The 15973-nt window shown below is 58.4% G+C and carries 18 protein-coding genes; all 18 read right to left on the reverse strand.

The annotated features are described in order from the left end of the window. Window positions 1–119: 119 nt before the first annotated feature. The gene (locus AACY25_RS14485) at window positions 120–800 is read right to left on the reverse strand and encodes an SPOR domain-containing protein (protein ID WP_339525431.1); all 681 of its coding nucleotides are present in this window, start codon (window positions 798–800) and stop codon (window positions 120–122) included. After that, complete coding sequence (argS, locus tag AACY25_RS14490) at window positions 801–2540, reverse strand: arginine--tRNA ligase (RefSeq protein WP_339525433.1); 1740 nt, start codon at window positions 2538–2540, stop codon at window positions 801–803. Window positions 2541–2755: 215 nt separating this feature from the next. Beyond that, a complete protein-coding gene (gene betA, locus AACY25_RS14495) occupies window positions 2756–4444 on the reverse strand; it encodes a choline dehydrogenase (protein ID WP_339525435.1) in 1689 nt (562 codons plus the stop codon). Between the two features lie 281 nt (window positions 4445–4725). After that, window positions 4726–6198, reverse strand: a complete 1473-nt coding sequence (gene betB, locus AACY25_RS14500) for a betaine-aldehyde dehydrogenase (protein ID WP_339525437.1) — start codon at window positions 6196–6198, stop codon at window positions 4726–4728. Between the two features lie 432 nt (window positions 6199–6630). Continuing rightward, on the reverse strand, window positions 6631–7221 hold the full coding sequence (betI, locus tag AACY25_RS14505; RefSeq protein ID WP_339525439.1) for a transcriptional regulator BetI: 591 nt from the start codon (window positions 7219–7221) through the stop codon (window positions 6631–6633). A gap of 135 nt (window positions 7222–7356) precedes the next feature. Continuing rightward, window positions 7357–8046 carry an L-2-amino-thiazoline-4-carboxylic acid hydrolase gene (locus tag AACY25_RS14510; RefSeq protein ID WP_339525441.1) on the reverse strand — a complete coding sequence of 230 codons (690 nt, stop codon included), beginning with the start codon at window positions 8044–8046 and terminating at the stop codon, window positions 7357–7359. A gap of 34 nt (window positions 8047–8080) precedes the next feature. Beyond that, window positions 8081–8623, reverse strand: coding sequence for a DinB family protein (locus tag AACY25_RS14515; RefSeq protein ID WP_339525442.1), 543 nt, complete (start codon window positions 8621–8623; stop codon window positions 8081–8083). 27 nt (window positions 8624–8650) lie between these two features. Next, the gene (locus tag AACY25_RS14520) at window positions 8651–8959 is read right to left on the reverse strand and encodes an NIPSNAP family protein (protein WP_090379344.1); all 309 of its coding nucleotides are present in this window, start codon (window positions 8957–8959) and stop codon (window positions 8651–8653) included. Window positions 8960–9030: 71 nt separating this feature from the next. Beyond that, a complete protein-coding gene (locus AACY25_RS14525; RefSeq protein WP_339525443.1) occupies window positions 9031–10005 on the reverse strand; it encodes an endonuclease/exonuclease/phosphatase family protein in 975 nt (324 codons plus the stop codon). A 29-nt stretch (window positions 10006–10034) separates the two neighbouring features. Beyond that, a complete protein-coding gene (locus AACY25_RS14530) occupies window positions 10035–10730 on the reverse strand; it encodes an alpha/beta hydrolase (protein WP_339525444.1) in 696 nt (231 codons plus the stop codon). Between the two features lie 98 nt (window positions 10731–10828). Further along, window positions 10829–11287: a hypothetical protein gene (locus AACY25_RS14535; RefSeq protein ID WP_339525445.1), complete on the reverse strand. Its 459-nt coding sequence runs from the start codon at window positions 11285–11287 to the stop codon at window positions 10829–10831. Next, the gene (locus tag AACY25_RS14540) at window positions 11284–11859 is read right to left on the reverse strand and encodes a nucleotidyltransferase family protein (RefSeq protein ID WP_339525446.1); all 576 of its coding nucleotides are present in this window, start codon (window positions 11857–11859) and stop codon (window positions 11284–11286) included. The genes AACY25_RS14535 and AACY25_RS14540 overlap by 4 nt, the downstream gene beginning before the upstream one ends. Before the next feature lie 48 nt (window positions 11860–11907). Further along, on the reverse strand, window positions 11908–12213 hold the full coding sequence (locus tag AACY25_RS14545) for a cupin domain-containing protein (RefSeq protein WP_339525448.1): 306 nt from the start codon (window positions 12211–12213) through the stop codon (window positions 11908–11910). A 90-nt stretch (window positions 12214–12303) separates the two neighbouring features. Beyond that, entirely contained in the window at window positions 12304–12831 is a 528-nt protein-coding gene (locus tag AACY25_RS14550; RefSeq protein ID WP_339525449.1) for an RBBP9/YdeN family alpha/beta hydrolase, read from the reverse strand. 123 nt (window positions 12832–12954) lie between these two features. Continuing rightward, the gene (locus tag AACY25_RS14555) at window positions 12955–13116 is read right to left on the reverse strand and encodes a DUF2986 domain-containing protein (protein WP_339525451.1); all 162 of its coding nucleotides are present in this window, start codon (window positions 13114–13116) and stop codon (window positions 12955–12957) included. 190 nt (window positions 13117–13306) lie between these two features. Beyond that, on the reverse strand, window positions 13307–13801 hold the full coding sequence (locus AACY25_RS14560; RefSeq protein ID WP_339525452.1) for a hypothetical protein: 495 nt from the start codon (window positions 13799–13801) through the stop codon (window positions 13307–13309). Between the two features lie 117 nt (window positions 13802–13918). Next, window positions 13919–14635, reverse strand: a complete 717-nt coding sequence (locus AACY25_RS14565; RefSeq protein ID WP_339525454.1) for a tetratricopeptide repeat protein — start codon at window positions 14633–14635, stop codon at window positions 13919–13921. A gap of 296 nt (window positions 14636–14931) precedes the next feature. After that, on the reverse strand, window positions 14932–15792 hold the full coding sequence (locus tag AACY25_RS14570) for a glycine betaine ABC transporter substrate-binding protein (RefSeq protein WP_339525456.1): 861 nt from the start codon (window positions 15790–15792) through the stop codon (window positions 14932–14934). Window positions 15793–15973: the final 181 nt, after the last annotated feature.

The raw sequence follows: 15973 nt of genomic DNA on the forward strand, positions 1-15973 counted from the left end.
GGGCGAAAGTGCCCAATGCTGAGTGAAGTGGGGGCAGCGGCAGCCCGCTTCAAGCCCTGGAACGATTCCCGTCCGACAAATAGTCGTCAGAGACGCCGCAGGGCCTGAACTCGCGGGGGCTATTGCGCCTGGCGCTGCTGTAACAACAGATTGCTAAAGCCGCTGCCGGCCAGGGATTTTTGCGCCTGGCCGAGCTGTTCGCGGGTGGCGAAGGGGCCGACCAGCACGCGGTGCCAGGTTTCCTCGCGCACCTTCCCGGTTTCCACCTGTACGCTCTGCCCGAGCAGGATGATCTGCGCACGCAGGCTGTCGGCGTCATCCTTGCGGCGGAACGAGCCAGCTTGGAGGAAGAACTGCGAGCTCACCGGGCCTTTGGCAACCACCGGCGGTGGTGGTGGCACCTGGCCGTTGAGTGCCGCTTCGGCACGGGCGGCATCGATCTTTGCCGCTTCTTCCGGGGTAACCGGTTTTTGCTCGGGCGGGGCGACGGGCTCAATGCTTTGCGGCGGCAGGATCACTTCCGATTCCGGCAGCAAGGTATAGAAATCGTATTTAGGCTTAATCGGCTCATTGCTGGCCGGCTTGGCGGCCGCCGCTTTATTGGCCTGGGTGGCGCGTGCCTGTTCGACCTTGGTGCGCTTGATCTCGTCGCGGCCCGGTTCGAGGCTGAACAGAAACACCATAAAGCCGCCGATCACCAGGCCGCAGAGCAGCCAGAACCAACCCGGCACCGGTTTTTTCGCCTGGGCCTGATAACGGCTGGCACCGCGTTTGGCAGCGGGTTTCTTCTTCGCCGCCACTTACATGCGCTCCAGGGTTTCCAGGCCGAGCAACTCAAGGCCTTGCTTGAGTGTGCGCGCTGTCAGCGCGGCCAGGCGCAGGCGGCTGTTGCGCACGCCTTCGTCTTCGGCGGAGAGGATCGGGCAGTTCTCGTAGAAACTGGAGAACAAACCGGCCAGGTCGTACAGGTAGGCGCAGAGCAGGTGTGGCTCGCCCTTGTCGGCGACGCTGGCAAGCACTTCGTTGAATTGCGCGAGCTTGCCGCCCAATTCGATTTCGTGGGCGGCCTGCAGGTCGAGGCTGCCCTCGATCTGCTCGAAGCCCTTGCCCAGCTTGCGGAATACGCTGGCCACACGGGTGTAGGCGTACAGCAGGTACGGTGCGGTGTTGCCCTCGAAGCTGAGCATCAGCTCGAAGTTGAAGCGGTAGTCGCTGGTGCGGTGCTTGGACAGGTCGGCGTATTTCACTGCACCGATGCCCACGGCGCGAGCGATCTGGCGTAGTTCGGCTTCGGGAAGCGTGGGGTTCTTGCCTTTGACCAGGGCGTAGGCACGCTCTTCTGCTTCATCGAGCAGGTCGACCAGCTTCACCGTGCCGCCGTCGCGGGTCTTGAACGGGCGGCCGTCGGCGCCGTTCATGGTGCCGAAACCCATATGTTCCAGCTGCATGTTGGCCGGGACGAAGCCAGCCAGACGTGCGGCAGTGAATACCATCTGGAAATGCAGGGCCTGACGCTGATCGACGAAGTACAGCGCGCGGTCGGCTTTCAGTACGTTGGCACGATAGCGGGTGGCGGCCAGGTCGGTGGTGGCGTACAGGTAACCGCCGCCGGCCTTCTGCACGATCAGCGGCAGCGGGTTGTCATCAGCGTTCTTGAACTGCTCCATAAACACGCACTGCGCGCCGTCGCTTTCGCTGAGCAGGCCCTTGGCCTTGAGGTCGGCGACCACATTGGCCAGGTCGTCGTTGTAGGCGCTCTCGCCCTTGACGTCGGCCATGCTCAGTTTCACCCCAAGGCGGTCATACAGCGCCTGGCAGTGGCTGAGGGAAATATCATTGAAGCGGTGCCACAGGCGCAGGCATTCGGCATCGCCAGCTTGCAGCTGCACCACCAGCTCGCGGGCACGCTCGGCGAACTCAGGGGATTCGTCGAAGCGCTTCTTCGCGGCGCGGTAGAAACCTTCCAGGTCAGCCAGCTCGCTTTCGGCAGCCACTGGGTTTTCCTGCATATAAGCCAGGAGCATGCCGAATTGGGTACCCCAGTCACCGACGTGGTTCTGCCGAATGACTTCGTCACCGAGGAACTCCAGCACCCGCGCCACGCCGTCACCGATGATGGTCGAGCGCAGATGGCCGACGTGCATCTCTTTGGCCAGGTTGGGTGCCGACAGGTCGACCACTACGCGCTGCGCTGGGCCATTTTTTCGCACGCCAAGTTTGGCGTCGGCCAGCAGGGTATCCAAGCGCGCGGCCAGGGCCTGGGTGTTCTGATAGAAATTAAGAAAGCCTGGGCCGGCGATCTCGACCTTGCTGATGTCGGCATCGGCGGGGAGTGCGGCGATCAACTTCTCGGCCAGGTCACGCGGCTTCATGCCAGCCGGCTTGGCCAGCATCATGGCGATATTGCTGGCGAAGTCGCCGTGGGTCTTGTCCTTGGTGTTCTCCACCTGAATGGCCGGGCTCAGGCCTTCCGGCAGCACGCCGTCGGCAGTGAGGCGGGTCAGGGCTTGCTGGATCAGGTGGCGAATGCTGTCTTTCATGGTCTGCTCGGTCGGCCGTTGGGGCGGCGGCGCACAAAGGCGCTGGTTGAAAACTGCGCATTATCGACGCCCTTCGCCCGCAGCTTCAAGCAGCGTGTGGTTTTGACCGGGCTAAAGGCCACCGCGATGGGCTGCAGATCACGTAGCGCTGGGCCTCTATAAAAGAAACGCCGCAGAGGCGAAACCGCTGCGGCGTCTGGATGTAGCGCGCAGCGTTACGCGGAGCGCTGCGAGGTGCCACGCGCGGCGGCGTTGCCAGCGACGAAATACGGCGCGCTGCTGCGTGGCAGCGGGGCGCGGCCACGGATTTTGTCGGCGATCTTCTCGGCCATCATGATGGTCGGCGCGTTGAGGTTACCGGTGACGATCAGCGGCATGATCGACGCATCCACCACACGCAGGCCTTTAACGCCATGTACCCGGCCCTGGCCGTCGACCACCGCCATATCGTCTTCACCCATCTTGCAGGAACACGACGGATGGTAGGCAGTTTCCGCGTGTTCGCGGATAAAGGCATCCAGTTCGGCATCGCTCTGCAGCTCGACTCCTGGGCTGATCTCGCGGCCGCGGTACGGGTCCAGCGCCGACTGCGCCATGATTTCGCGGGTAATGCGGATGCCATCGCGAAATTCGCGCCAGTCCTGCTCGTGGGCCATGTAGTTGAACAGGATGCTCGGGTGCTGGCGCGGATCCTTGGAGGTGACCTGAATACGCCCACGGCTCGGCGAGCGCATGGAGCCCATGTGTGCCTGGAAGCCGTGCTCTTTCACCGCGTTGCTGCCGTTGTAGTTAATCGCCACCGGCAGGAAGTGGTATTGGATATTGGGCCACGCAAAATCCGCGCTGGAACGGATAAAGCCGCCGGCCTCGAACTGGTTGCTGGCTCCGATGCCTTTGCCGAGGAACAGCCAGTTGGCGCCGATCATCGGTTGGTTCCACCATTGCAGCGCCGGGTACAGCGACACCGGCTGCTTGCAGGCGTATTGCAGGTACACCTCCAGGTGGTCCTGCAGGTTCTGGCCTACGCCGGGCAGGTCATGCACCAAGGGGATGTCCAACTCGCGCAATAGCGCCGCCGGGCCAACGCCGGAGCGTTGCAGCACTTGCGGTGAGGCAATCGCACCGCTGCACAGCAGCACCTCGCGGCGCGCGTTGACGGTGATCGGCGTGTTGTTGTCGCCCTGCAGATAAGCCACGCCGCTGGCGCGCTTGCCGCTGAACAGGATGCGGTCAGTCAGGGCATGGGTGACGATGGTCAGATTCGGCCGTTCGCGGGCCTGATCAAGGTAACCGCGCGCGGTGCTGGCCCGGCGGCCCTTGGGCGTAACGGTGCGGTCCATCGGGCCGAAGCCTTCCTGCTGGTAACCGTTGAGGTCGTCGGTACGCGGGTAGCCGGCCTGCACGCCAGCTTCGATCATGGCGTGGAATAGCGGGTTATTGCCGTTCTTCGGCGTGGTTACCGACACGGGGCCATCGCCGCCATGGTAGGCATTGGCGCCGATATCACGGGTTTCCGCCTTGCGGAAATACGGCAGGCAATCCAGATAGCTCCAGTCTTCCAGGCCTTTTTCCTCAGCCCAGCCGTCGTAATCCATGGCGTTGCCGCGGATGTAGCACATGCCGTTGATCAGGGACGAGCCGCCCAATCCCTTGCCGCGCCCGCATTCCATGCGGCGGTTGTTCATATGCGGCTCGGGTTCGGTCAGGTAAGCCCAGTTGTAGCGGCGGCCCTGCAGCGGGAAGGCGAGGGCGGCGGGCATCTGGGTGCGAAAATCCAGGCGGTAATCCGGGCCGCCGGCTTCGAGCAGCAGTACGCTGACGTCAGCGTCTTCGGTCAGGCGGGTGGCCAGTACGTTACCGGCCGAACCGGCGCCGATGATGATGTAGTCGAATTCTTGGGGCATAAAAGCTCCTGTAGCCCGGATGCACTCCGGGGAAAACGCGGTGACTGTTCCCGGATTGCATCCGGGCTACTGGTTGCTCTATGCAGGGTGGATGACGTTCTTCTCATCCACCGTTGCAATTGGTGGATGGGTGAAGCGTCATCCACCCTACGAAGTCGAGCGCCTTGAGAATCAACGTAGGATCTTCGGGGTAGTGAGCTGTAGGAGTGGGGGCGACGCTTAGTCCCATGCCCGCGATAGCGTTTCGCGGGCATGGCCCGCTCCTACGAAGGTTTTGATGCTCAGAACACCGAGGTGTAACCGCCCAGCTCGACCTGTACCGATTTGATCCGCGTGTAGTGCGCCAGGGTGGTCAGGCCGTTTTCGCGACCGACGCCGGACTGCTTGTAACCGCCCACCGGCATTTCCGCCGGCGACTCGCCCCAGGTGTTGATCCAGCAGATGCCGGCTTCCAGCTTGTGGATCACCCGGTGCGCGCGGTTCAGGTCGCGGGTTACCACGCCGGCGGCCAGGCCGTACTCGGTGGCATTGGCGCGGCGGATCACTTCTTCTTCGGTGTCGTACACCAGAATGCTCATCACCGGGCCGAAGATTTCCTCACGGACGATGGTCATGCCGTCGTTGCAGTCGGTGAACACGGTCGGCGCGACATAGGCGCCCTTGGCGTAGTCGCCCTCGGTCACGCGGTTGCCGCCGATCAGCAGGCGCGCGCCTTCGCTGCGGCCGGTTTCGATATAGCCGAGCACGCTGTCCATATGCGCCGCGCTGACCAGCGGACCGAAGTTGGTGGCCTCGTCCTGCGGGTCGCCCAGGCGGATGCGTTTGACCCGCTCAACTACTTTGGCCTCGAAGCGCGCCTGCAGCATGCGAGGTATAAATACCCGCGTGCCGTTGGTGCAGACCTGGCCGGAGCTGTAGAAGTTGGCCATTACCGCAATGTCAGCGGCGCGGTCGAGGTCGGCGTCTTCGAAGATGATCAGCGGCGACTTGCCGCCCAGCTCCATGGTCACTTCCTTGAGCGACGAGCTGGAGGCGCTGGCCATCACCTTCTTGCCGGTCACGGTGCCGCCGGTAAAGGAAATCTTCTCGATACCTGGATGCTCGGTCAGCCATTGGCCAACTTCGCGGCCGCTGCCGGTCAGCACGTTGAACACGCCATCCGGCACGCCGGCAGCGCTGTAGATTTCCGCCAGTTTCAGCGCGCTTAGCGAGGTCACTTCGCTGGGTTTGAAGATCATCGCGTTGCCAGCGGCCAGGGCCGGGGCGGATTTCCACAGGGCAATCTGGATCGGGTAGTTCCACGCGCCAATACCGGCGACTACACCCAGCGGCTCGCGGCGGGTGTAGACGAAACTGGTTTCGCGCAGCGGGATCTGCTCGCCCTCGATGGCTGGAATCAGCCCGGCGTAATACTCCAGCACGTCGGCGCCGGTGACGATATCGACGTAGCGGGTTTCGCTCAGCGGCTTGCCGGTGTCGAGGGTTTCCAGCTCGGCCAGCTCATCGTTGCGCTCGCGCAGAATGTCGACGGCCTTACGCAGGATGCGCGAACGCTGCATGGCAGTCATCGCCGCCCAGACTTTCTGCCCGGCAGTGGCGCTGGCCACGGCCAATTCGACATCGGCCTGGCTGGCGCGCTGCACGCGGGCCAGTACTTCGCCGGTGGCGGGGTTGATGCTGTCGAAGGTTTCGCCGCTGCTGGCCGTTACATAACGGCCGCCAATAAAGAGCTGCTGTTCGTCGAAGCGGGGCATGGCGCGTTCCTCGTGTGCGGTGGGCGACGCGAGCCGCCTGGCGCAGGTCGTCGGTGTAGGCAATAGAGGCACAAGGCTAAATTATCTAAATTGAACGATCAATCAATAAAAACGACAGAGCGCAGTCAAACGCGACACGTAAGGCTCGCAGGCAGTGGTATTAGGGTTGTTGAGGGTGGCGAGCTGACTCGTGTCAGAGCACATACCGAAATCCGGCCCCTTCCGCTAATACGAAAGCAGGCTCTACGCGATGGCCTTGGCCAATTGCAGTGCGTAGGGTGGGTTAGCGGCGCAGAACAGCATGTTCGCTTTGCCACGGTGATCGAGCGTCGCGTAACCCACCAGGCAGGAGGTTAGTTGACCCCCATTGGTGGGTTACGGCGCAATCAAGCCATATGTGGCTGGTCGGTAGCGGCCGGCGCCTAACCCACCCTACGTTGCCTTGGCCAATTGCAGATCAAGGTATTCGTAGGCGATTTCAATTGCCTGACGGGTGTCGAAGCCTTCGCCCGACAGCGCCCCGCGCAGCCACAAGCCATCGATCAATGCCGCCAAACCACGGGCCGCACTGCGCGCCTGCTCCTGCGGCAATACCAGGCTGAATTGCCCACACAGATTGGAATACAGACGCAGATCATTGACCCGCTGCAAACGCCGCAGCGCCGGCTGATGCATGCTGGCCGCCCAGAACGCCAGCCAGGTTTTCATCGCCGGACCATTGACCTGGCTGTCATCGAAATTGCCTTCAATCATCGCCCGTAGATGTTCGCGCGGCTGGTCCGGCGGCAGGCTGGCGCGGCGTTCGCGCACGGCATCGCTAAGCGCCTGCATCAGGTGGCGCATGGTGGCGTCGAGCAGGCCGTTCTTGTCGCGGAAATAGTGGCTGATGATGCCATTGGAGACCCCAGCGATCCGCGCGATATAGGCGATGCTGGCATCACTCATGCCGACCTGATCAACCGCATCGAGGGTGGCTGCGATCAATTGCGAGCGGCGGATCGGCTGCATTCCGACCTTGGGCATCTGCTTCTCCATCAATGGGGGCAACCCCGGAATGCGCGCAGTCTAGGCCGGTTATTGTTGAGCGATCAATCAAACATGGCGTTTCAGGGATGACCTGTCAGTCAGGGGCATGCCGCTGCGCAAGGGCCGACGGAGCTAGTTTCCAGGCTGATCGGCGGCGGTTTTAACGACGCTCGCGCCTTCGCGAGCAATCAGCTGAACGGGTGGCACGCTAAAACGGAAATCGCAGTAGGTCGCGCCGCTGGCGAGGGTTTGCGTGCGCCGTAGCGTCACGCCCCAATCGCTGGCCATACGGTAATCCAGGCTGCACGCGGCAAAGTGGGTCAGCTCCGGCGCACCCTGGTCGCGCAAGTAGCTGGCCAGCGGACACACCTGCACATCAAAGGCCACGCCAGCGGCGGCGGGCAGATTGCTGCGGCGGAAAGGGCGGGTAAACACCAGGCTGAATAGCGCATCGAGCAGCCACTTGATGCGTACCTGCAAACGGCTGCTACGCAGGCGCGACAGCTTGAACGCCAGGGCGCTGGCCGGGGCGAAGATCTGCCAGTTGATCTGCTCGATCCACTGCCCGGCCTGTTGCGGGCCTATGCCTTGCTCCTGCAGGGCACGGTAAAGCGCGCAATCCCATTGCATATAACGCAGCAGCAGATTCACCCCAGGCGAATGGCGCACCCGCGTGCGTAGCAGCTCGCTCTGTACTTCCAGGGTTCTGGCCCATACCGCTGCTGCGGTGGCCGCCGGCAAGCAAGCACCCAGCTGCGTCTGTGCCGCTCGGCGAAAGGCGATGCGCGGGAGATAAACCAGCAGCAGGGCGAGTGGCTTCATTGGCTGTCTTAGCTCTGGCGGGGTGTTGAGCGCATTAACGCGGCTCAACGTCGGCAATCAGCGCCAGTAAATCGGTCACGCCGATATCCTGACCGGCCTGGTGCAGCAAGGTGCTGGCTTGGCCGCGATGGTGAGTCTGATGATTGAAGAAGTGCAGCATCAGGCTGGCATAGGGGCGCTGCGCCGGCACGCCCTTCATATTGCCGTAGGCCAGCACATGCTCCAGGTCCGGCTCGGTCAGCGCCGCTACCCAGTCGCTGATATGCCCATCCAGCCGGCCGCGCAAAGCATGCAGCGGCGCGAAGGTGTCGAACAGCAGCTGATCCAGCGTCGCCGGCCGCTGTAAATCATTAATCGCCTCGCGCAGCTCAGCGCACGCCGGGTGCTCGGCAAAGCGCTTGAGCCAGATGATATCGGCCACCGCAATATGGTTCAGGGTGGCGAGGATGGACGGGAAAAACGCCCCGCGATCCTCACTCAGCGCCTGCGGCGACAGCTGGCCGGCAGCCGCGTAGAGCTTGTCATTCATCCACGCGTTATAGCGGGCCATTAACTGAAAGTGGGCTAGCTGGGACATACGCTTAACTCGGCAATTAAGGTTCAGTCAGGCATCGAATACCGGGCGGAAGAAGGTGCGCTCGTAGCTGAGCACGCATTGGGTCTCTTCCGCATATTTAAAGGCCGCCAGGCACTCGGCGTCGGCAAAGGATTTCAGCCGATACTGCTCGTACTCCGCCAGGCTGGGGAAGCTGAACATCGCCAGGCCGATATTGTTGGCACCTTCCGAGGGCAGAAAGTAACCGTGATGCGTACCGCCAAACTTCGCCACCAGGGCAATCCACAGCTTGCCGTAATGCTCGAATTCTTTGAGTTTGCGCGGGTCGAGCACATAGCGGATATGGCAGGTGATCATGGTGGTCCCTCAATGATTGGAATGGCTTGCTCTGTGGGTGCAGGCGGTTAGGCAAGGTAAACCTGTCGCCTTTATTTCTCTAGCGCCGGCACCAGGCGCACCAGCATCGGCAAATGATCCGAGCCCAGCTGCGGGCCTACCTGGCGCGCCACCACCGCCCAATGCGGCGTGACCAGCACATGGTCGATAGGCAACCCGAGTACGCCCTGCAAGACGGCCGGCCAGGTCGCGGCCAAACCGCTGGCGCGGCGCAAACCCAATTGCGCCAGCCCGCTAAAGGCCGACGACCAGGGCGTGGCATTCAGGTCGCCGGCTAAAACTGTCGGTATGGCGCTAGCTGCAGCTTGCTTGGCCAGGACCGCCAACTTGGCGTTACGCACGCTGTGATACTGCGGCGAAAGCGGTGGCATAGGGTGCAGGGCGATAATCCCGATCGGCTGGCCGTGCCACTGCAACTGCGCCTCGATATGGGCAATCCCCTGCGCATCCTCGATCACCTCTACCTGCTGCAGCGGATGGCGCGACAGCACGGCGATGCCAAAGGGGCTGTCCTGGGCAACGATGTGCTGAAAGGGATAATCGCGCAGCGTGCGCAAGCCTTGCGCATATACGGGGGAAACCTCCAGCAGTACCAGCACATCCGGCTTTTCCTGCGCCAACCAAGTGGCCAGTGCCTGGGTGTTGCGGCTATGCAGATTGACGTTGGCACTGGCCACGGTAAACACCTGGGCCTGCGGATCGCCCGCCGGTGCCGGCACGGATGCCGTTAGCCAGGGCAGCGGCAGCGCCAACAGCAAAACGGCCCAGCGCTTATCACGCCAGCTTGCCAACCCGCCAAACACCACCAGCCCCAACAAGAACAGCCACTGCCAATGGCTGGCCAGATCGATCAGCCAGGCCAGCGTGCCTGCTGAGTCCGCAAGCAGGTGCGAGAGCAGCGGCAGCAGCAGGCCGAGTAGGCAAAGCAGCGCCAGCGTATTAACGCGTCTGGCCCAGAAGGCGCCGCGGTCTGGCTTGGGCATATCGGGCGGATTAGTTATGGTCATATTCGATTATTCGCGCTCCCAACAACTGGTTAGGGGTCATGGTTGAAATGACCATGCTGCAGGAACAGCTTGATCTGACTGGCCACAACATCTGCATTGGCCATAAACGTATGGCTGTGCGGAACAGTAATAAAGTCCTTCATCTCCGCGAGCTTTGCGCTCTCCACCGAAACCTTGCCATCGTTTGGCTTGGGCAAGTCGCGGGCAAACCATGGGTCCAGGCTTTCCGTGCCGGCAACTATGCCGATCTCCAGAGGGATAGATTTAAGCTGGTTGGGCGTGCTGTCAGCTTCAATGCCGAGCTGCTGCCCGGCTGGACCGGTGGCCATTTTGTACCACCACTGGTCTTTGTTTTTCGTTGCCACCTCGCTGCCGTGGTTGGGTGGGCCAAGCATGACTACCCGCTTGGCTTCGGCAACGACATTGTTCTGAAAATACTGCCTGACCAAGATGCCACCCAGAGAATGGGTCACAAAGTGGATGCTCTGCGCTCCCGCTTTTTTACACTCGGCAATGCCATTCCCCACCACTGATGCAAGCTGTTGGATGTCTTCTTCCGTGGACGGGTAGCTGTTGTTGATAACGGTGTAATGCTCTTTGGTTAACGAGCTTTCGATTGCATTCATCGAGTAGCTGGTTCGGCCCATCCCGTGCAATAGCACCACGCACTCATTAGCCAGTGATGCCGGTGCGACAAACAACAAGAGATAAAGACTGAGGCGCATGTGGGTTAACTCTGCAAAAAAGTGCGCTAGAAAAGAGGCTCTGGGTCTTGCTGCGACGCTCTGGTCAGCACCAGTTCTCCAGTGGCGGTGGACGCGAGCTATAAGAACGGCAGCAACGCACGACAGGACAAAACTATAGAGCAGAGCACTGCCTGATTAACCGCAAAGCCCAGGCCGAAACCGGTTATGCCGGCTACAAAAGCGGCGGTACTGCTCTGCTGTTTTCCACGCCGGCTGATAACTGCACCAATAAAAAGGCCGATAGCCGCTCCGGGTAATGAGCATAAATGGCCGAGGCCAAGCAGGTCGTTAGTGGGCGCAGGTGTCCAGTTGGCGTAGATGTACATGCTGAATGAGAGGCAGGCTGCAACAATGCCACCAGTGATAAATAACGGTTTTGGCTTAACCAGTCGTGCAAGGGCAAAGGTGCCAAGGAGCACCAAGGTGTAATACCAAAGTCCCATAAAGAGCACATCGCCCTTGATCAGGGTGAGCGCTGTGACTGCTGCTATAGCTATCGCCGTTGCGATGGCGTCCGTGCGAAATGTTCCGTTCATGTTTTGAACTCGTAAAGTGGCTGCTCAGTAGCGTTGATGCTGAGCCAAGGCCAGCGCAGCTGATAGGACGCGGCTTTCTCGACAAAAAGTCTTTTGTGCGGTGTCAGCGGGTTAGGCGTCAAGGTTCCCTTATACAAAAGCTCAAGGCCGTTTGGTGCATAGACCTCATTGGGGTTAATGCCAACGCATGTTCCCGGTATCAAGAAGCGGTCGATGCCTTCCCTGGCGCTGCTCAGCGCTGCGTAGGGATGGCCAAAATGCTCTTCGTACCAAAGGTGCACCCGCGCCTGATTGGCGACTTCCACGGTGATGCTCAGGTCTGCCAGAACGGTTTCTACATGGCGCTGAACAGCGCTTTCCGCCGCTGCGCTCAGGTCAGCAGGGTCGAAGTAGAAGAAGTCGTAGTCTTTGATCTTGCTCTCCGGCGGCTGCCTAGAAAGCACATTCCACACCGTCTGAAAAAGGCAGCCGGCGACTAGCCAGCCATCCGTGAGATTCAACGCATCCCATCGCTCGATGATCTGTGCGTTATGGCGGTTATGCAGTACGTCGGCGCGAAACTTTGCTTGCATGGTGATCTACATAAAAGGCGGCAGGTTTATCCAAGGGTTGGTTATGCCTTACACAAACCAGAACTCAACCTCATCGGTCTCGACCTCAAATAAAGCGGAGTGCTCAACGTTTGCAGGTACGTGATACCACTCGCCGACGCCAACCCTGATAGTTTGGTTATTCATGCTCAGGATCAACTCGCCGCGCGTAATTACGCCATGGTTATCGGTGTCATGGCTGTGCGGCGGGATGGAGGTGCCGGCAGGGTAGGAAGCAAACAGAACGGTGCTGTCTTTAGCTTCAAGCTTATAGGCGTCAAAGCGGCCATCGAATAAGGGCAGTTGTTTGATCCGGTTTGGGTATTGGCCTGGCATATGAGCGTTCTTCCTTGTGGTCCATCACGGGTTATTAAGCTGCGAGCTGTACTCATTAATTGCAAATGAGGCGAGCAAGATTAAACGTTGTCAGTCGGCTTTAAGTTGCTGCAGGAGCCTCTGCCCTTCGGGCCAAGCACCCAAGCCACTAGAGCTGTTGATGTGGCCGGCCGCGCCGATGTTTACAAGATCGCTGCCCCAAATAGCTGCACATTCTTCAGCGTATGCAACTCCACCATAGGGGTCGTTGGTGCTGGCGATAACAGTAGATTTGAACGGCAGACGCTGCATTGGTACTGGATCAAACCCTATTGCCTGGGTGGGGAAAGCTGGGCCTTTAGGGTTTGGTACTGCGACCAGCAAGGCCGCTTTGATCGGCATGTTCGTTTGCGCCGCCCAGTGCGCAACCAGCAGGCATGCCAGGCTATGGGCAACCAAAATCGTATCTGTGCCAGAGCGTTTGACGCTGTCTTCGAGTGACGCTATCCAGTCAGCGCAGCTGGGGTTGTCCCAGTCCGATTGGTTGACGCGGATATAGTTGCTATTCGTCTGTTCCCAGTGGCTTTGCCAGTGATCTTGTCCTGAATTTCCGATACCTGGAAGTATAAGTACGTTCATATTTGCAAGTTTCCTTTTGCTGTCGGGTGGCGCTATTAATTTTCTAGGCAATTGCATGCTGGATAAAGCTACTGGTGATTCGTCTTAACACACAGGCCATTTTTAGCACTTGAATCACATGTATCAACTTTCAGGCATGGCTTCTGAGTCTTGGTTGGCTTCGGCGGCTAGTTTTAAGCGGTCGGCTTTGCTGATGTAGGTGGATTTCTTTTTGGGTGCCAATTTGGCATTGGCTTTTTTGGCGTGTGCTTCTAGTAGCTGTTTGATTTTTTTGCGGCGGTTCATGGGTTTAGCTCGGCCGTTGATGGTAATAAGTTGTCTGTCGCTTTGTTTAAATAATTAATCTGGCTGCAATCGCGGCCTGTCCGCTAATAGACTCTATAAGTATTTTCGTCGCGATGCGGCTTTGAAAACCCTTGCCTTCTAACGCCTGAATTAAGCCGACCCGCGAAACGGGGTCGGCTTGAATGAATTCTTAGAGGCGCGTCCCGAGATCTTGTAGTTGAAGCCCCAACTCTTGTCTGATTTCTGGAGTCGTTAGCCACTGCTCAAGCGGGGTGCTGCCGGTGTAGTGGTAGTCAAGTACATTGAGGATGGACTCCGAAATACTTGCGACCTGATCTGGAGATGCATCTGCCTCATATGCACTAAAGCTATCTAGTGCCGACCAGAACTGAATTACGTTCGGATCTATATATATTGCATGATCCTCATACGAATCCGATATTTCAGTAGCTAGATGAAGAAAACGTCTCAGATTTTGCAGGTCCATCGCATTGGTCTGCACCATTGAGATAAGTTGCTTGTGAAGTTCAAGCTGCTCCGAGCTTAACGACGCCACGTCCGATGCTTCTAGCAATCTGCTGAATCGCAGTAGAACCCCCGAGATGAGCGCGGAGTGCTGTTGAAAGGTTGCATCTTGTATTGCCTTGCGGATCAAGGCTTTGTAGCTGGAGAATGAGTTGTCCATTTCTTGGTGCTCCAGAATATTTCAAAGTGCATCTAACGCTTGGTTAATGGGCGGGCTTTAGCCCGTCCCAGTGAGCGCAGCGAACGGTTTGAACCGATTGTTATACGAAATATAAATCTAATACTCAACTTTCTGATAAATCCCTTCAGCAGAAACGTTATGACCAAACCCGCATGATGTTCCTGATACGCGCTCTACAGTTAATTTTGTTTCAGCGAAAGTAAATTTATATACGCAGTCAGAGCCGGCATCGTTTTCCTCGGCCATGTCGAGGTGTGCTTCTGAATTATTTATATTTAGCAATGCGGAAAATGAGCCAATATTCGGACCGTAATACATTGCCATAAGGCCTGCGTAATAGCCTTCAAAGTTAAATTCGTAGCTCTCGTTCTTCTTGCTTATTGTGAATTCATTCCATAATGATTTTCCGGCATAAAGCCAATACCTGCCTTCTGGTGTGTTGGAATGGTTTTTTATTGATGTTTCTATTTGTTCTTTTACTTTGCTGTAATTAAAAATTGATTTTTTGTTTCTTGGCTGTACGTCGAGCCATGCTTTTGCTTTTAGATATTTTCTCTCGTGGATATATGTAAGTGCGACATTGTTGTAGGCAGTGGCGATTTCTTGCTCGCTGAACTGGCAGCTCTCAGACCATGCGGCTTGTTGTTCATATTGCTCTCTAGCCTTTGAATACTCTTCTAGCTTGTAGTAGTTGCTCCCTGTAATAGAGAAGTTTTTAACTCTTAGGCAGTCAGTAGTTTCTTGTTCAATAGATATATCGGCGTCAGCATAAGGCGCTGCGAGTATTAGTAATAGTCTAATTATATATTTCATGAGCGCTTCTGCTGGTGGTTTTTTGTATAGCTATTAATTATGCGAAATAACAATTTCGCGTTTATCTGTCGTATAACGCCCTCTTGCCTACTGCAGCCCTTCAATATCCCGGGTCGTATGTCGCGAGTCAGTCGGATTGGATAGGGGATTAGGCGACAGCCTGGCCATTACTCAGCGCACCATTCTCCAACCCTATCCACCCCCATATCCCATTGTCTAGAACATTCTCTGCAACTATTTCGCGCCCACAAAAAAGCGGGCCGTAGCCCGCTTCTATATAGAGGTGCTGCCTTGGCTTATTTAAGCCACTCGGCGACGCGCTCTGGGTTTTTGCTGATCCAGTCTTTAGCGGCTTCTTCCGGCTTGGCGCCTTCGCGGATGGCGAGCATCACGCTGCCGACTTCTTCACCGCTCCAGGAGAATTTCTTCAGGAAGGCAGCGGCTTCTGGGGCTTTGGTAGTGATGCTAGGGTTGGCCACTGTGTCGACGTGCTCGTCATCGCCGAAGATTTTTTTCGGGTCTTCGAGGAAGCGCAGTTTCCATTTTGCGAACATCCAGTGCGGGATCCAGCCGGTGACAACAATTGGCTTCTGGGCTTTTTCGGCGCGGGTCAGGGCGGTGGCCATGGCCGGGCCGGAGCTTGGCATCAGTTTGATGTCGGTCAGGGCGTATTCCTTGATCGCTTCTTCGGCGCGGCGCATCACGCCGGCACCGGCGTCGATGCCGGTGATTTTGCCGTCGAAGTCCTTGGAATAGGTTTGCAGATCGGCGATGGATTTGGCTTGTACGTAGTCCGGTACGATCAAGCCGATTTTGGCGCCGGCGTAGTTGGTGCCGAGCACTTCGACTTTGTCTTTGAGTTTTTCAAAGTATTCGCCGTGGGTGGCGGGCAGCCAGGCGGAGAGGGTGGCGTCGAGGTCGCCACGGGCTACGCCCTGCCACATGATGGCTGGCTCTACGGGCTTCAATTCAACGGTGTAGCCGAGTTTGCTTTGCAGGATTTCACCCGCTACGTGAGTGGCTGCGACGCTGTCGTCCCAGCCGTTTACATAGCCGATTTTCAGGGTGGGTTTATCAGCCGCCATGGCGGTGCTCATGCCGAGTGCCAGGGCGGCGACGCCGAGGCTTTGCAGGCAGAGGTTTTTCAGGTTTCGCATAGGTTGTGCTCCGTCAGTGAGAGTGGCAGTTCAGTGAGTTACTGGCGCGTTCTTCTTGCGGGCCTTGCTGGGTAAAGATGTTGCGGTTGTGTCGCCCGGTTGCAGTCCGGGTCTTGCTTTGCCGGCGAGTCCGTTCCCATATTGCATTCGGGCTAGGTAATGGCCCGGCTCCTATCAGCGC

It is taken from the genome of Pseudomonas sp. EA_35y_Pfl2_R111, assembly GCF_963970955.1.
Classification (GTDB): Bacteria; Pseudomonadota; Gammaproteobacteria; order Pseudomonadales; family Pseudomonadaceae; genus Aquipseudomonas.

Coding starts and splice junctions, on each gene's coding strand:
- betB (WP_339525437.1), bottom strand. CDS start 6,198: ATGCCCCGCTTCGACGAACAGCAGCTCTTTATTGGCGGCCGTTATGTA.
- AACY25_RS14565 (WP_339525454.1), bottom strand. CDS start 14,635: ATGAAATATATAATTAGACTATTACTAATACTCGCAGCGCCTTATGCT.
- betA (WP_339525435.1), bottom strand. CDS start 4,444: ATGCCCCAAGAATTCGACTACATCATCATCGGCGCCGGTTCGGCCGGT.
- AACY25_RS14510 (WP_339525441.1), bottom strand. CDS start 8,046: ATGAAGCCACTCGCCCTGCTGCTGGTTTATCTCCCGCGCATCGCCTTT.
- argS (WP_339525433.1), bottom strand. CDS start 2,540: ATGAAAGACAGCATTCGCCACCTGATCCAGCAAGCCCTGACCCGCCTC.
- AACY25_RS14530 (WP_339525444.1), bottom strand. CDS start 10,730: ATGCGCCTCAGTCTTTATCTCTTGTTGTTTGTCGCACCGGCATCACTG.
- AACY25_RS14545 (WP_339525448.1), bottom strand. CDS start 12,213: ATGCCAGGCCAATACCCAAACCGGATCAAACAACTGCCCTTATTCGAT.
- AACY25_RS14515 (WP_339525442.1), bottom strand. CDS start 8,623: ATGTCCCAGCTAGCCCACTTTCAGTTAATGGCCCGCTATAACGCGTGG.
- AACY25_RS14540 (WP_339525446.1), bottom strand. CDS start 11,859: ATGCAAGCAAAGTTTCGCGCCGACGTACTGCATAACCGCCATAACGCA.
- AACY25_RS14525 (WP_339525443.1), bottom strand. CDS start 10,005: ATGACCATAACTAATCCGCCCGATATGCCCAAGCCAGACCGCGGCGCC.
- AACY25_RS14535 (WP_339525445.1), bottom strand. CDS start 11,287: ATGAACGGAACATTTCGCACGGACGCCATCGCAACGGCGATAGCTATA.
- AACY25_RS14550 (WP_339525449.1), bottom strand. CDS start 12,831: ATGAACGTACTTATACTTCCAGGTATCGGAAATTCAGGACAAGATCAC.
- AACY25_RS14570 (WP_339525456.1), bottom strand. CDS start 15,792: ATGCGAAACCTGAAAAACCTCTGCCTGCAAAGCCTCGGCGTCGCCGCC.
- betI (WP_339525439.1), bottom strand. CDS start 7,221: ATGCCCAAGGTCGGAATGCAGCCGATCCGCCGCTCGCAATTGATCGCA.
- AACY25_RS14520 (WP_090379344.1), bottom strand. CDS start 8,959: ATGATCACCTGCCATATCCGCTATGTGCTCGACCCGCGCAAACTCAAA.
- AACY25_RS14555 (WP_339525451.1), bottom strand. CDS start 13,116: ATGAACCGCCGCAAAAAAATCAAACAGCTACTAGAAGCACACGCCAAA.
- AACY25_RS14560 (WP_339525452.1), bottom strand. CDS start 13,801: ATGGACAACTCATTCTCCAGCTACAAAGCCTTGATCCGCAAGGCAATA.